This is a genomic window from Pedococcus bigeumensis, from assembly GCF_039531795.1.
GTDB classification, from domain to species: domain Bacteria; phylum Actinomycetota; class Actinomycetes; order Actinomycetales; family Dermatophilaceae; genus Pedococcus; species Pedococcus bigeumensis.
In genome coordinates this window covers 198,056-212,213 of sequence record NZ_BAAAQS010000005.1, presented here as the reverse complement: position 1 = coordinate 212,213, position 14,158 = coordinate 198,056, and the positions used below count along the sequence as shown (strand labels likewise).

General features: G+C 71.5%; 14 protein-coding genes and 1 tRNA gene. 10 read left to right on the top strand and 5 right to left on the bottom strand.

Annotated features, from left to right (window positions below; translation table 11 throughout):
* Window positions 1–14 precede the first annotated feature (14 nt).
* Window positions 15–905, bottom strand: coding sequence for a DMT family transporter (locus ABD262_RS16705; protein ID WP_344138662.1), 891 nt, complete (start codon window positions 903–905; stop codon window positions 15–17).
* Window positions 906–1,101: 196 nt separating this feature from the next.
* Here ABD262_RS16705 and ABD262_RS16700 point away from each other — a divergent pair, with 196 nt between their 5' ends.
* A complete protein-coding gene (locus ABD262_RS16700; RefSeq protein WP_344138660.1) occupies window positions 1,102–2,088 on the top strand; it encodes an ABC transporter ATP-binding protein in 987 nt (328 codons plus the stop codon).
* Window positions 2,088–3,263, top strand: coding sequence for an ABC transporter permease (locus tag ABD262_RS16695; RefSeq protein ID WP_344138658.1), 1,176 nt, complete (start codon window positions 2,088–2,090; stop codon window positions 3,261–3,263). Before ABD262_RS16700 ends, ABD262_RS16695 begins: the two co-directional genes overlap by 1 nt.
* A 48-nt stretch (window positions 3,264–3,311) precedes the next feature.
* Here ABD262_RS16695 and ABD262_RS16690 read toward each other — a convergent pair whose 3' ends face one another.
* On the bottom strand, window positions 3,312–3,950 hold the full coding sequence (locus ABD262_RS16690) for a hypothetical protein (RefSeq protein WP_344138656.1): 639 nt from the start codon (window positions 3,948–3,950) through the stop codon (window positions 3,312–3,314).
* Between the two features lie 91 nt (window positions 3,951–4,041).
* Here ABD262_RS16690 and ABD262_RS16685 point away from each other — a divergent pair, with 91 nt between their 5' ends.
* The 8 genes from ABD262_RS16685 to uvrA all read left to right on the top strand — a co-directional run bounded on the left by ABD262_RS16685 (window position 4,042) and on the right by uvrA (window position 12,929).
* Window positions 4,042–6,039 (top strand): thiamine pyrophosphate-binding protein, encoded by a 1,998-nt coding sequence (locus ABD262_RS16685; RefSeq protein WP_344138654.1) that lies wholly within the window; start codon window positions 4,042–4,044, stop codon window positions 6,037–6,039.
* 34 nt (window positions 6,040–6,073) lie between these two features.
* A complete protein-coding gene (locus tag ABD262_RS16680) occupies window positions 6,074–6,775 on the top strand; it encodes an RNA polymerase sigma factor (protein ID WP_344138652.1) in 702 nt (233 codons plus the stop codon).
* Between the two features lie 5 nt (window positions 6,776–6,780).
* Window positions 6,781–7,035 carry an anti-sigma factor family protein gene (locus tag ABD262_RS16675; protein WP_344140019.1) on the top strand — a complete coding sequence of 85 codons (255 nt, stop codon included), beginning with the start codon at window positions 6,781–6,783 and terminating at the stop codon, window positions 7,033–7,035.
* Window positions 7,020–7,478, top strand: coding sequence for an SRPBCC family protein (locus ABD262_RS16670; RefSeq protein ID WP_344138650.1), 459 nt, complete (start codon window positions 7,020–7,022; stop codon window positions 7,476–7,478). The genes ABD262_RS16675 and ABD262_RS16670 overlap by 16 nt, the downstream gene beginning before the upstream one ends.
* Before the next feature lie 182 nt (window positions 7,479–7,660).
* Complete coding sequence (locus tag ABD262_RS16665) at window positions 7,661–8,038, top strand: YciI family protein (RefSeq protein WP_344138648.1); 378 nt, start codon at window positions 7,661–7,663, stop codon at window positions 8,036–8,038.
* Between the two features lie 72 nt (window positions 8,039–8,110).
* The gene (locus ABD262_RS16660) at window positions 8,111–9,397 is read left to right on the top strand and encodes an RNA polymerase sigma factor (RefSeq protein ID WP_344138646.1); all 1,287 of its coding nucleotides are present in this window, start codon (window positions 8,111–8,113) and stop codon (window positions 9,395–9,397) included.
* A gap of 43 nt (window positions 9,398–9,440) precedes the next feature.
* Window positions 9,441–10,286 (top strand): alpha/beta fold hydrolase, encoded by an 846-nt coding sequence (locus tag ABD262_RS16655; RefSeq protein WP_344138644.1) that lies wholly within the window; start codon window positions 9,441–9,443, stop codon window positions 10,284–10,286.
* A 162-nt stretch (window positions 10,287–10,448) separates the two neighbouring features.
* Window positions 10,449–12,929: an excinuclease ABC subunit UvrA gene (uvrA, locus tag ABD262_RS16650; RefSeq protein ID WP_344138642.1), complete on the top strand. Its 2,481-nt coding sequence runs from the start codon at window positions 10,449–10,451 to the stop codon at window positions 12,927–12,929.
* Between the two features lie 92 nt (window positions 12,930–13,021).
* Here uvrA and ABD262_RS16645 read toward each other — a convergent pair whose 3' ends face one another.
* From ABD262_RS16645 to ABD262_RS16635, 3 genes are all read right to left on the bottom strand, one after another.
* On the bottom strand, window positions 13,022–13,231 hold the full coding sequence (locus ABD262_RS16645) for a DUF6582 domain-containing protein (protein ID WP_344138640.1): 210 nt from the start codon (window positions 13,229–13,231) through the stop codon (window positions 13,022–13,024).
* 142 nt (window positions 13,232–13,373) lie between these two features.
* A tRNA-Lys gene (locus ABD262_RS16640) sits at window positions 13,374–13,449 on the bottom strand.
* A gap of 58 nt (window positions 13,450–13,507) precedes the next feature.
* A complete protein-coding gene (locus ABD262_RS16635) occupies window positions 13,508–14,122 on the bottom strand; it encodes a copper resistance CopC family protein (protein WP_344140016.1) in 615 nt (204 codons plus the stop codon).
* Between the last annotated feature and the right edge of the window lie 36 nt (window positions 14,123–14,158).

Here is a 14,158-nt window from a genome sequence, read left to right as displayed (position 1 = left end):
CCTTGGGCCCGCCCTCAGCAGCACTCCACCCGCGGTGAGAGGGCGTCGCAGCACTCCCGGGGTCCGAGCTCGGCGAGGAACATCGACGCGACGACGACCAGCCCCCCGACCCAGCCCACCCACTGGAGCCCGTGCTCACCGGCGGCGATGGCGAGGACTGCGGCGAAGACCGGCTCCATGGTCATCACGACGGCCGCGGTGACGGCGGTCAGGGCGCTCTGGGCCCAGGCCTGGACGGCGAAGCCGGCACAGGTCGCCGCGAGGCTCAGGTACAGCACCGCCTGCCAGGTCTCGCGCGTCGCAGGAGCGCTGACGCCACCGTGACCGAGTGCGGCGGCAGCGCACAGTGCCGCCGCCACGGTCACGCTGAGCGCGGTCATCCCGTAGGCGTTCGCTCTGGTGGCCCACCTGCTCAACCCGGAGATGTGCACCGCGAAGAACGCGGCACCCGCCAGCGTGAGCAGGGCGCTCGCGGGGGACGGCGCGGTGACCCCGCCGGCCAGCAGGGCCAGGCCGATGGCGGAGCCTCCGACGGCGACCCACCCGAGGCGTCCCACCCGCTCGCCGAACAACGTGGCCGCGACCACGGGGGTGAAGATCACGGCAGCACCGGTGAGGAATCCGGAGACCCCGGCCAGGGTGTGCAGCAAGCCGAAGGTCTGCAGCAGGAAGCCCCCTGCGAGGGCGACACCGAGCAGGACGGCCTGTCGTCGCTCGGCTCGGCTCAGGCGGGCCACGCAGCGGGGCCGTGCGAGGACCAGGACCCCGGCGGCGAGCCCGAAGCGCCACAGGAGGAACGAGGGCGGCGACAGGTCGGTCAGCGAGCGCTTCGTCACCACGAACGTCGATCCCCAGATGGCGGTGGCCGCCAGCAGGGCCACGGTCGCGAGAAGCCTTCCCTTCACAGCCACTCCTGCCCGGACCGGAGGTGGTGCCATGTGGGTGGCGCCCTGACACCATCGTCCCGCCGCGCGGGGTGCCTGTCACGAGACCGGCCGACGGCGGCCGGCTCACGGCGTCACCGAGCCCGTCCGGACCGGGACCTTCGGCCTTCTCCGAGACGCCTTCGCGCGACCAGAGTGAGCGCAAGAGGGAGGAACGATGGCAGGTCATGTCGCTCGACAGGGCCGGTTGACCGAGGGTGAGCGCTCGACCGCGAGTCCGGAGCATGCCGCGCCCGACCTCGACGTCCGCGATGTCAGCCACGCCTTCGGCGACCGGGTGGCGCTCGACCACGTGTCCTTCAGGGTCGTCCCCGGGGTGATGACCGGCCTCCTCGGGCCCAACGGCGCAGGGAAGACGACGTTGATCCGCATCCTGCTGGGGGTGCTCCAGCCGCAGGGTGGCGAGGTCCGGTTCCGTGGCGGGCCCAACACCGAGACCGCCCACCACTCCTGGGGGTACATGCCGCAGGAGCGCGGCCTCTACCCCGCCATGAAGGTCGGGGAGCAGGCCGTCTTCTTCGCGCGGCTGCACGGGCTCTCGCGACTCGACGCGCAGCGCAGGGCCGAGCACATCCTCGACGAGCTCGACCTGGCGGCCCGGTGGCAGGACCGCACCGACAAGCTGTCCGGCGGCCTGCAGCAGCGGCTGCAGCTGGCCACCGCCCTGGTCCACGACCCCGAGGTCATCGTGCTCGACGAGCCGTTCGCCGGCCTCGACCCGGTGGCCGTCGCCGGCCTGTCGCAGAGCCTTCGGCAGCGGACCGCCGCCGGGTGCACCGTGCTGTTCTCGAGCCACCAGCTCGACCTGGTCCAGGACCTGTGCGAGGACATCGCCATGGTCGACCGCGGTCACCTCGTGCTGCAGGGCGAGGTGTCCCGGCTCCGCGCGTCCTCGGGCCGTCGGGAGCTCAGGCTCCACCTCGAGTCCGTCGACCGCGCGTGGCTGCAGGCCTTCCCGGACGTGCGCGTCGTGAGCGACCAGACCGACGAGCTCCGTCTGGGCATCGCCTCCGGCACCGACCCCCTCGACGTGCTCGACGGCGCCCGGCGGGCCGGCCGGGTCACGGACTTCGGCCTCGACCTGCCGACCCTGTCCGAGCTCTTCCTCGAGGCCGCCTCCTCGGCTCGGGAGCCGGTGCGGTGATGGACGGCTGGTGGTCGGGCACGCGCCTCGTCTGGAAACGGGGCCTGGTCGAGAACGTGCGCTCGAAGACGTTCAAGATCGTCCTGGCGGTGCTGCTCGTCCTCTCCGTGGCTGCCGTGACCCTGCCCCAGCTGCTCGTCGGAGCCACCCCCACCTACACCCTGGCCACGGTCGGGAACGCCTCACCGAGCATGGTGGCCGCGCTGGACGCCGCACAACGCAAAGGGGGCTTCACCGTGGACTATCTCGCGCGCAGCGACCCCGCCCAGGTCCGCGCGGCAGTGAAGGCCGGTGACGCCACGGTCGGGCTGGCCGACCACACGCTCTTCGCTGCCGCCGACGGCACGGGCACCTTCCCGGTGGTGGTGGCCCAGGCGGCCGTCAGCATCGAGGTCGCGGAAAAGCTGGCGCGCGCCGGACTGACGGCGGCGCAGGTGGCCGACCTGCAGTCCGTCCAGCCCCCCACCCAGGTGACGGTGTCCCCGGCGTCCGACGAGACGCGGGCCGGCGTGGGCTTCGCCGTCGGCGTGGCGCTGTACATGGCGCTGCTCTTCGGAGGCAGTGCGATCGCCTCGGCCGTCGCCCAGGAGAAGGCGAGCCGGATCTCCGAGGTGCTGCTCGTGGTCCTGCGGCCGAGCCAGATCCTCACGGGCACCGTCCTCGCGATCGGCACGGTGACGCTGGCCGAGCTCCTGGTCCTGGCGACCCCTGTCCTGGTCGCCGTGCAGGTCCGCGAGGACAGTCGGCTGCCGTCCGTCGCGGCCGGCGACATCGCCCTCGGAGTGGCCTGGTTCGTCATCGGCTTCGCGCTCTATGCCTTCCTGTATGCCGCGTGCGGCGCCCTCGTCAACAAGGTCACCGAGGTGAACAGCGCCGTGATGCCCATCGTCATGGTCATGGCGGCTGCCTACGTGGTGTCGATCCTGGTGACCACCGAGGACCCGACCAGTGGGTGGAGCCTGTTCATCGCGGTGTTCCCGCTCACGTCGCCGATCGGCATGCCGTTCCTCTGGGCTTCGGGGGAGGCCAGTGGGCTCCTGCTGCTGGCCGCGATGGCCCTGGCGATCCTGACGGCCGGAGGCGTCATCTGGCTCGCCTCGGCGATCTACCGGCGCGGTCTGCTGATCACGGGGCGCCGGGTCCGTGTCCGCGACGTGCTCGCGGGTCCGGCCTGAGCACCGTTGCAGCACAAGGAATCGCGCATTCCGGATGGCTCGCGCTGGTCACGCCCGTGGCCGGGCGGCGAGGCGGGCGCCGTCGCTGAAGAAGGCCACGATCCCCGCGACGTCGCCGAGCTCGTCGACGAGGCGGGCGGCGCCGAAGGGGGCGTTCCAGAAGTCTCCGGTCAGCGGGTCGTGCGGGCCGACGTAGGCGTAGGGCCGGTCGAGGTAGTCGTCACCGGGGGAGACGCCGTAGTTGACCTCGTCCACGGTGGTGGCGACGTCGAAGTGCTCCGGCCAGAGCGTGCGCTCCGCCTCGGGCCGGAACTCCCGCAGGGCGTCGTCGCCGAGCCGGAACGCGGCCTCGACCACCCGGAGCGCCCCGGGCTCGAGGTACACGGTCTCCGTGGGGGAGACGTGGGGTCCGTCGCTGTAGACGTCGTCCAGTGGGCTCGGCTCCCACCCTGCGGCTCGGGCGGCGTCGGTGATGGTCAGCCCGTCGACGGCGATCCGTGCGGTCGGGGTGACCAGCTCCCCGCCGGCCAGCGTGACGACCGGCTCGTCCCACGTGCCGATGCCCTTCGGACGCACGCGCAGCCGCAGGTCGCCGCTCTCGCGGAACCGTGGCCCGGCGAGGACCAGCTCGGCCAGGCCGTGCAGGCAGCGACGGGTGCGGGTGTAGGTGTCGGCCGCGTCGGGCATCTCGTCCTCCAGGGGTCGGGTGTAACGGTATGGGGTGCTGGCAGCACTGACTGCTCGTCGTCACAGTCGGCGGAGCGGCAGGAGGCGTTACATGGCAGACGAGCCAGCGGGTGCGGGGGCCCGCGTGGTGAGGGACCCCGAGGATCAGCCCACCGCCTCCGAGCCGGCCCGCTGGCACGAGGTGCCGACCGCTGACCTTCCGGCCGAAGGACGGGTGCGCAGTGTCGTCGTCGATGGACGCAGCGTGGCCCTGAGCCGGTGTGAAGGGGTGCTGGGTGCCCTCGAGAACCGGTGCCCGCACCAAGGTGGTCCGCTGGGGGAGGGCTCCATCGAGCAGGGCTGGTTGCGGTGCCCGTGGCACGGCTACGACTACCGACCGGACACGGGCGCGCCTCCCGAGGGCTTTGCCGACGGGGTCACGTCGTATGCCGTCGAGACCAGGGCCGATGGGGTGTTCGTCGCCTTGCCGGAACGCACCCCACCCGGCCGGACAGTCGCCGATGCCGTGGTGGAGTCGCTCGTCGCCTGGGGTGTGACGGCGTTCTTCGGGATGGTGGGGCACTCGAACCTGGGCTTCGCCGAGGCGTTGCGCCGGGCGGAGGAGCGCGGCGACCTCGCGTTCTACGGCATCCGGCACGAGGGCGCTGCCGCGTTCGCTGCGAGTGCGTACGGCAAGCTGACCGGACGACCGGCGGCGTGCGTGGCCATTGCCGGCCCGGGATCGACGAACCTCATCACCGGCTTGTACGACGCGAAGCTCGACGGCGCACCGGTCGTGGCGATCTCTGGACAGGTGCCCTCCAGCGTCCTGGGTCGGGGCGCGTTCCAGGACCTGCCTCTGTCAACGCTCTTCGGCGACGTGGCCGTCACCTCGACCACGCTGCTGTCGGGAAGCGACCATGCCGAGCTGGCCGGCGTCGCCGTCAAGCACGCCCTGGACCGACGAGGCGTGGCCCACCTCGTCCTTCCCGACGAGGTGCAGGTGCAGCCGTCGGACGAGGCGGTGCACGGTCCCGTCGGTCGGCTCGGCACCCGTGCCCAACCTCCTGATCCAGCCCAGCTGGCCGTCGCGGCCCGTCTGGTCGAGCAGGCGGAACGCCCGGTGCTCGTGGTCGGACACGGTGCGAGGGGGGCCCGGGCGGAGCTCGTCGCCTTGGCCGAGCACCTGGGCGCGCCGGTCCTCACGACGTTCAAGGCCAAGGGACTCGTGCCCGACACCCATCCGTTGGGAGCGGGCGTACTGGGTCGTAGCGGCACCCCGGTCGCCAGCTGGCTGATGAACGAGTCCGACCTCGTGATCGCCGTGGGCGTGTCGTTCTCGAACCACACGGGCGTGGCGGACTACAAGCCGATCGTGCAGATCGACGACACGCCGGGGGCACTCGGGCGATTCCATCCGGTGACGGCCCCGGTGCTCGGCGACTCAGCGGCGTCGCTGGTCCTCCTGCAGCGCCAGGTCCGGGGTCGTTCCGACCGCAGGCAGCGGGAGGACGTGGCAGCGCGCTGGACGATCTGGCGCGCGGAGAAGGCCCGGCGTGCGGGCGAGGACCGTGGCCGGGGAGTCAATGCCTGCGCGGTCTTCGAGGCACTGGGACGTCACCTGCCCGAGGACGCGGTGGTCTGCGTCGACGTCGGCAACCACGCGTACTCCTTGGGCCGCTACCTGGAGTCCGGCGGGCAGCCGGTGCTGATGTCGGGGTACCTCGGGTCCATCGGCTTCGGATACCCGGCTGCCATGGGCGCGTGGGCCGCCAACTCCTCGCGCCCCGTGGTCGCAGTGACCGGTGACGGTGGGTTCGGCCAGTACGCGATGGAGCTCACCACGGCCGTCAAGTACGGCATGCCGATCAAGCACGTGCTGCTCGACAACCACGGGCTGGGCAAGATCAGCAAGGAACAGGTGGCCGGTGACTTCCCGGTGTGGCAGACCTCCCTGGTGAACCCCGACTGGGCCCAGTTCGCGACGTTGTGCGGTGCGACCGGGCTGTCGGCGCGATCCGTGGGCGAGCTCGACGGGGCGTTCGAGCAGCTGTTCGCTGCGTCCGGACCTGCGCTCCTCCACGTCGAGCAGGACACGGAACTCGTATGACGCGGACCCGCGGGTACGGCGCTACCGTCGTCAGGTGGCGGGGTCAGGGTCTGAGTCGGGGTCAGGGCTCGAGGACGAGGCAGGAGCAGTCCAGGAGCCCGAGCGGTCCGCGGACCGCTCGGTGGTGGTCTCCCTGCGCGCGGGGGACGAGCAGGTGTTCGCCGCCCTCGTGACCCGCTGGGCCAGCCCCATGCTGCGGCTGGCGAGGTCGCACGTCCCGTCCGACGGCGTCGCCGAGGAGGTCGTCCAGGAAACGTGGCTGGCCGTCCTCAACGGGTTGGACGGGTTCCGCGGGCAGTCGTCCCTGCGCACCTGGGTCTTCCGGATCCTGGTCAACCAGGCCAAGACCCGCGGGGTGAGGGAACGCCGGACGGTGCCGTTCGCCAGCCTGGCTCCGGACGACGGCGGGCCGACGGGCGACCCCTCGCGGTTCATGGGCCCGGAGGACCGGTTCCCAGGTGGGTGGCGCACCTTCCCGCCGGCGTGGCCGGAAGAGGTCGCCCTCTCGAACGAGGTGCACCACGTCGTCCTCTCCGCCCTCGACTCCCTGCCACCGCGACAGCGGGCTGTGGTCTCGCTGCGCGACCTGGACGGGCACACCTCCGAGGAGGTGAGCGCGATTCTTCAGATCACGACGGGCAACCAGCGGGTGCTGCTCCACCGGGGACGAAGCTTGGTGCGCGCCCGCCTCGAGAGCTACTTCGCCGGCGCTGCGATCGGGGAGGAGGTCGGGTGAGTCCGATGAGCTGCCAGGAGCTCGTCGAGCTCGCGACGAGCTACCTCGACGGCGCACTGTCGACAACCGAGCGGCGCGCCTTCGAGCAGCACCTTGCCCTTTGCGTGGGGTGCGACCGGTACCTCGACCAGCTCCGCCGCACCGTCGGGCTGCTCGGGGCAGTGCCCGGTGATGCACTGTCGGAGCGGGCCATGGAACGACTGCTGCACGCCTTCGCAGAGCTCCGATGGGGGGAGGATGGCCCATGGGCGTCGACGTGATGGTGGAGACAACGATCAGGTGCACCCCCGAGGTCGTGGCGGAGTATGCCGGCGACCCCACGAACGCTCCCCGGTGGTACGCCAACATCAAGTCCGTCGAGTGGCGGACGCCACCTCCCGTTGGGGTCGGTTCACGGATGGACTTCGTCGCCACCTTCCTGGGACGCCGTCTTGCCTACACCTATGAAGTGGTCGAGCGGGAGCCCGCGCGGCGTCTGGTGATGCGGACTGCGGACGGCCCGTTCCCGATGGAGACCGCCTACACCTGGGAGCCGGTCGGCGACGCGAGCACGCGGATGACACTGCGTAATCGCGGCAAGCCAACCGGATTCTCCCGATTGACCGCACCGATGGTGGAGCGGGCCATGCGCCGGGCCACCACGAAGGACCTCGCGCGGCTCAAGGCGCTTCTCGAAGCCGGGCCAGGAGAGCGGCGTGAGTGACCGGGGGGCCGTCGCCGACCCGCCGGTGAACGCGTGAGCAGCCCGACTCTCCGCGCGAAGAGCGTGCCTACCCGCAGGCACCAGGTTTCTGTGACAACTTCGCAAGTCGATGTCGAAGAGCTCGTTCGTTGTTCGACGTACGTGCGACCGAGCGAAAACCCCAATCGGAAGGACAGGACGACATGCCGCGTTTCATGGGCTTCGTGAAGATGGAAGAAGGATCCGGCGCGCCGCCGCAGGCGCTGATCGATGCGATGGACACCTACATCGGCGAGCAGGCTGCCAAGGGTGTCTTCCTCGACGGCGGCGGCCTCTACGGCACCGAGGACGCGGTGAACTTCGTGGTTCGCCAGGGCGAGACCTCGCGTGTGGACGGCCCCTACGCCGAGGCCAAGGAGGTCGTCGGCGGCTTCGCCATCATGCAGTTCGACACCCTGGAGGATGCCATCGTGGGACAGCAGGAGTTCGCCGACCTGCACGCGAAGTACTGGCCCGAGTGCTCGATGGTCGCCACCCTGCGCCAGATCTCCGAGGCGCCCCCGGAGGCAGCCGACGCCTGACCGGCGCCGGACCACGAGCCTGTCGGGACCGGCGCCGCCCTGCGGGCGGCGCCGGTCTCGTAGGCTCACCACGTGTCAGCCCAGACCGCGACCGCCGAGGCCATCGTCACCGCGTGGCGGGCCGAGTCGGCTCGGCTCGTCGGAGCCCTGACCCGGATGACCCGCGATGTCGAGCTGGCCGAGGACCTGGCGCAGGACGCGCTCGTGGCCGCGCTCGAGCAGTGGCCCACTGCGGGCCTGCCGGCCAACCCCGCAGCCTGGCTGATGACGACCGCCAAGCGCCGCGGGATCGACCACTTCCGCCGGGCCGACACCCTGCGGCGCAAGACCGAGGAGCTCGGGCACGCCCAGAGGCGGGGAGAGGAGGAGCAGATGCCCGACCTCGAGTCACAGGTCGACTACATCGAGGACGACGTCCTGCGCCTCATCTTCCTGTCCTGCCATCCCTCGCTGACCCCGGAGTCGCGGGCAGCACTCACGCTCCGCCTCGTCGGGGGCCTGACCACCAGCGAGATCGCCCGGGGCTTCCTGGCCGCCGAGTCGGCCATGGGCCAGCGGATCTCGCGGGCCAAGAAGACCCTGTCCGAGGTGGGTGCCGACTTCGACCTGCCGACCGGCGCCGACCGTGACCAGCGCCTCGACGACGTGATGGCCGTGATCTACCTGGTCTTCAACGAGGGGTATGCCGCCGCGGCCGGCGAGCAGTGGATGCGGCCCGACCTCGCGAACGAGGGGATCAGGCTGGCCCGGATGCTGGCCGCCCTCGCGCCGACCGAGCCCGAGGTGCTCGGGCTCCAGGCCCTGCTGGAGATCCAGGGCTCGCGCATGGCCGCGCGGTTGGACGAGCACGGTGTGCCGGTGCTCCTCGAGGCGCAGGACCGGACCCGGTGGGACCAGCTGCTGGTCCGACGGGGGCTGGCCGCGCTGCAGCGGGCCCAGGGGCTGGCCGCGCGCGGGAAGCCGGTCGGGAAGTACTTCCTCCAGGCGTCGATCGCCGCGCAGCACGCCCGCGCCACGCGAGCCGAGGACACCGACTGGCACCGGATCGCGAGGCTCTACGACATCCTCGCCCAGGCAGCGCCCGGACCGATCGTCGAGGTCAACCGCGCGGTCGCCCACGGTCGGGCGTTCGGCCCGGCAGCCGGGCTCGCCGTGCTCGCGGACGTGGGAGCCGACCAGCTCGCTGACTCCCCGCTCCTGCCCAGTGTGCGTGGCGACCTCCTCGAGCTGGCCGGCCGGCACGCCGACGCGGCAGCTGCCTTCGGCGAAGCGGTTACCCGCACCCGCAACGACGCCGAGCGTGCCGTCCTCCAGCGGCGAGCCGACGAGAACCTGGCACGCGTGTCGAAATCCGGCTGACCCGTTCGACGCTTGGTGAGAGTCCCCCGGCCGAGGAGAGATCATGACCACCCTGACCGCCCCGAGCAGCACCCGGTTCGTCGAGTCCGCCGACGGCACCCCGATCGCCTACGACGTGACCGGGACCGGGCCAGCCGTCGTCGTGGTCGAGGGAGCCCTGTGCCAGCGGACGATGGGCACCGCGAAGGCGCTGATGCCGCTGTTGGCCGAGCACTACACGGTCTTCGCCTACGACCGACGCGGCCGTGGCGAGAGTGGCGCCAGCCCAACCGACCCCCGCTCCTCCGACCCCAGCTCCTTGGTGCAGCGCGAGGTCGAGGACTTGCTTGCCGTGCTCGGCGTCGCGGGTCCCGAGGCCTTCGTCGTCGGGGCCTCGTCGGGGGCCGTGCTGGTGCTCGAGGCGCTGCGTGCCGGCGCCTCGATGCGCAAGGTCGCCCTCTACGAACCTCCGTTCATCGTCGACGACACGCACGCCCCGAACGATCCCGACCTCGGCACCCGGACCCAGCAGCTGGTCGACGCGGGACGCCAGGGCGACGCGGTGAAGCTGTTCATGCGCACGGTCGGCGTGCCCGCCCCGGCGATGGCGATGATGAGGGTGCTGCCGGTCTGGAAGAAGCTCTGCGGCGTCGCGCACACGCTGCCCCACGACTATGCACTGGTGCTCGAGCACCAGCAGGGTGAGCCGCTGCCGGTCGGCTACCTGTCGGGCATCACGACCCCAGCCCTGGTGATCGTGGGCGGCAAGAGCCCCCTGTACATGAAGAACGCCCAGGCCGCGCTGGCTGCCGCCCTCCCCCACGGGACGCTGAAGGAGCTGCCCGGGCAGACGCACATGGTGCGCGGCAAGGCGACTGTCCCTGTGCTGCGCGAGTTCTGGCGCAGCTGAGGCAACCCCGCGCCAGGGTCGGCGGCCCACCCACGGTCACGTGGACCGTCCCTCACGACGGACTCGGGCCAGAGGTGGCTATGCGGATCGCGTTCGTCGCGCCGCAGGGCCACGCATCGGGCCGGTTGGGCGCAGTCACGGTGGAGCGGCTAGACAGGGGGTGTGCCCCACGACTCCAGCGACCCCTTCGTCCACGTCCGCGGAGCCAGCGAGCACAACCTCAAGAACGTCGACGTCGACCTGCCACGTGACGCGATGGTCGCCTTCACCGGGGTGTCCGGCTCCGGCAAGTCCTCGCTCGCCTTCGGCACGCTCTACGCCGAGGCCCAGCGTCGCTACTTCGAGTCGGTGGCTCCGTACGCCCGCCGACTGGTGCAGCAGATGGGCGTCCCGCACGTGCAGGAGATCACCGGGCTGCCGCCCGCGGTGGCGTTGCAGCAGCGTCGCGGCGCCCCGAGCTCACGCTCCAGCGTGGGCACGCTCACGACCCTGTCGAACATCCTCCGGATGCTGTACTCGCGGGCCGGCACCTACCCCGCCGGCGCACCTCGGCTGGCGGCGGAGGCCTTCTCGCCGAACACCGTGGCCGGCGCCTGTCCGCGGTGCCACGGCCTCGGTGAGGTGCACGACGTCAGCGAGGACCTGCTGGTGCCGGACCCGTCGCTGAGCATTCGCGAGGGCGCCATCGCCGCCTGGCCAGGCGCCTGGCAGGGCGCCAACCTGCGCAGCATCGTGTCCGGCCTGGGCATCGACGTCGACGCCCCCTGGCGGTCCCTGAAGGCGAAGGACCGACAGTGGCTGCTGTTCACCGACGAGCAGCCGAAGGTGTTCATCAAGCCCGAGCGCGACCGCATCGACCACGGCTACCACGGCCTGTTCTGGAGCGCCCGCGCGCACGTCCACCATGTCCTGGCCACCTCCAAGAGCCAGATGATGCGCGACAAGGCGATGCGCTTCGTCCGCAGCGTCCCGTGCCCGGACTGCCGTGGCACCGGACTGCGTCCCGAGTCCCTCGAGGTGACCTTCCGCGGCCTCGACATCGCCGAGGTCAACACCCTGTCGTTCACCGACCTGGTCGCCTTTCTGCGGCCGGTGGCGGAGCTGTCCGAGGCGGCCGCTGCGACGTCGACGGCCGCCTCGGGTGAGGCGACCGAGGTGGCGGTGCGGCTGTGCACCGACCTGGTGGCCCGCGTCCGGGTGTTGCTGGACCTCGGGCTCGGCTACCTCTCGCTGGGGCGCAGCTCGACGACGCTCTCACCCGGCGAGGCGCAGCGGCTGCGCATCGCCACGCAGCTGCGCTCGGGGCTGTTCGGGGTGGTGTACGTGCTCGACGAGCCGTCGGCGGGGCTGCACCCGGCCGACGCGGCGCCGTTGCTCGACGTCCTCGAGACGCTGAAGGGGTCGGGCAACTCGCTGTTCGTCGTCGAGCACGACCTCGACATCGTGCGTCGAGCCGACTGGGTCGTGGACATCGGACCGGGCGCCGGCGAGAACGGCGGCCGTGTCCTCTACTCCGGACCGGTCGCGGGGCTCGAGCAGGTGACCGACTCCGTGACCGGGGCACACCTCTTCGGCCGGGTGGAGGCACCGGAGCGCCCCCAGCGCGTTCCCCAGGGGTGGCTGCACCTGCGCGGGGTCAGTCGGCACAACCTCGAGGACCTGTCGGTCGACGTGCCGCTGTGCGTCATGACGGCGGTGACGGGGGTCTCGGGCTCGGGCAAGTCGACCCTGGTCACCCAGGTGCTGGCCGAGCTGGTGCGCCGTCACCTCGGGCAGGCCCCGGAGGATGCCGAGGACAGCGAGCTCGAGATCGACGTCGACGACGCCACGGGCCTGGAGTCGTTCGACCGCCTCGTGCGCGTGGACCAGCGCCCGATCGGGCGCACCCCGCGCTCCAACCTGGCCACCTACACGGGACTGTTCGACGCGGTGCGCAAGGTGTATGCCACGACGCCGGCAGCCCGCCAGCGCGGATACGGCGCTGGTCGCTTCTCGTTCAACGTCGCCGAGGGACGGTGCGAGACGTGCCAGGGGGAGGGCTTCGTCACGGTCGAGCTGCTCTTCCTGCCCGGCACCTACGCACCCTGCCCGGACTGTCATGGGGCGCGCTACAACCCGGAGACCCTCGAGATCGAGTACCGCGGCAAGAACGTCGCCGAGGTGCTGGGCCTCTCGGTCGACGAGGCTTCGGAGTTCCTGGTCGACGTGCCGGCGGCCGCGCGCAGCCTGAGCACCCTGAGTGAGGTCGGGCTGGGTTACCTGCGCCTGGGTCAGCCCGCCACCGAGCTCAGCGGTGGGGAGGCCCAACGGATCAAGCTGGCGACCGAGCTGCAGCGCGCCCGTCGGGGGCACGCGTTGTACCTGCTCGACGAGCCGACGGCTGGGCTGCACCCCGCCGACATCGCCCTGCTGTTGCGCCAGCTGCACCGGCTGGTGGACGCCGGCAACACCGTGGTGCTGGTCGAGCACGATCTCGACAGCGTCATCAGCGCCGACTGGGTCATCGACCTGGGCCCGCGCGGCGGGGACGAGGGTGGTCGCGTGGTGGCCACGGGCACACCGGAAGAGGTTGCCCGCGCCGAGGGGAGCGCGACCGCGCCCTACCTCGCTGCCCGCCTGTCGTCCCGGGGGGCGAGCGGGTGATCCTGAGCGCGGGGCTCTGACTGCGAGGCGGTCGTGGCTCCTGCAGACCAGCGACAGCTGGTGCGGAGTGCAGCGCGGAGCTCACCGGCTGGTCAGTCGTCCTTCTTCAGGCTGGGGTACTTCTTCTCGACCGCCGCCCGGACCTTCTTCTGCTCGGCCTCCGACCCGTGTTGGGCCACCCTGGCCAAGGCGTTCCGCGCGTGCTCGATGTCAGGGATCGGGTACTTCTCCTGCTCCGGCAACGCGAACGACGACTTCTTCAGCTTCTTGCGGTTCTCGCTGTCACTGAGGTCCTTCGACATGGTGGGCTCCTTTCCGGCCTTCTCTCGCGCGCGGCAGAGCAGACCTGCTCGGCAGCGGTCAGTGCCAGTGCCGACGACCGCTGGTCGCGCGTCAGGGAACGTGCCCCGATCGCNCGACGCTGTGCGTCGTCCCTCTCGTGGTTGGTGCGCCATCAGGGACTCGAACCCCGAACCCGCTGATTAAGAGTCAGCTGCTCTGCCAATTGAGCTAATGGCGCGCGAGGAGAGACCTTAGCAGGACGATGCGGGCGGCGTGAAATCGGCTGACGCCAAGGCTCATTCGCCGGTCCGGCGCCGCGTTGCGGCCACGAGGGCGATGCCTGCCGCCAGGGCGAGGGCGGCCACTCCGGCGGCCAGTCCGATCCGCACGGCACGGCCGTTGCCCTCGCCCTCGTCGGCCGGCAGGGCGGAGGTCGGCGCGCTGCTGGAGGCGGGGTCGGTGGTCGAGGTCGTGGCGGTGGCCGGGGTGCTGGGCAGGGGAGTGGCGGTGGCGGCGGCAGCCAGCGAGAAGGTGGTCCGGTCGGAGACCGGGTGGCCATCCTCGCTGACCACGTGGAAGGACACCGTGTAGCGGCCGTTGGGCAACCCGTCGGCCAGCGCCTGGGTGACCGTCGACCCGTCGACCACGGCCCGGCCCCGAGACACGGAGCCGTCGGGCCCCGCGACGCTCACGGTGGCGAAGCTCGTGCCGATCGCCTCGCTGAAGGTCAGCACCACCTCCGTGGGCACGGTGGTCACCGTCGCGCCGTCCTTGGGGGAGACCGACCTCAGGGCGGCATGGGCATCGGCGCTGGTCGCGACGACGAGCGAGCTGAGGACCCCCAGGAGCAGGCCGAGGATCGCGACCCACACCCCGATCCTGATGACCTTGCGCTTGCCCTCCGAGTCCATGAACACCCGACCATCGTGCCCGACCGGGCACAGCGC

Bases quoted from the DNA above. Each gene is read 5' to 3' on its own strand.
- ABD262_RS16685 (WP_344138654.1), top strand. From the start codon at position 4,042: ATGGCAGACGAGCCAGCGGGTGCGGGGGCCCGCGTGGTGAGGGACCCC.
- ABD262_RS16695 (WP_344138658.1), top strand. From the start codon at position 2,088: ATGGACGGCTGGTGGTCGGGCACGCGCCTCGTCTGGAAACGGGGCCTG.
- ABD262_RS16655 (WP_344138644.1), top strand. From the start codon at position 9,441: ATGACCACCCTGACCGCCCCGAGCAGCACCCGGTTCGTCGAGTCCGCC.
- ABD262_RS16635 (WP_344140016.1), bottom strand. From the start codon at position 14,122: ATGGACTCGGAGGGCAAGCGCAAGGTCATCAGGATCGGGGTGTGGGTC.
- ABD262_RS16665 (WP_344138648.1), top strand. From the start codon at position 7,661: ATGCCGCGTTTCATGGGCTTCGTGAAGATGGAAGAAGGATCCGGCGCG.
- ABD262_RS16690 (WP_344138656.1), bottom strand. From the start codon at position 3,950: ATGCCCGACGCGGCCGACACCTACACCCGCACCCGTCGCTGCCTGCAC.
- ABD262_RS16645 (WP_344138640.1), bottom strand. From the start codon at position 13,231: ATGTCGAAGGACCTCAGTGACAGCGAGAACCGCAAGAAGCTGAAGAAG.
- ABD262_RS16700 (WP_344138660.1), top strand. From the start codon at position 1,102: ATGGCAGGTCATGTCGCTCGACAGGGCCGGTTGACCGAGGGTGAGCGC.
- ABD262_RS16675 (WP_344140019.1), top strand. From the start codon at position 6,781: ATGAGCTGCCAGGAGCTCGTCGAGCTCGCGACGAGCTACCTCGACGGC.
- ABD262_RS16670 (WP_344138650.1), top strand. From the start codon at position 7,020: ATGGGCGTCGACGTGATGGTGGAGACAACGATCAGGTGCACCCCCGAG.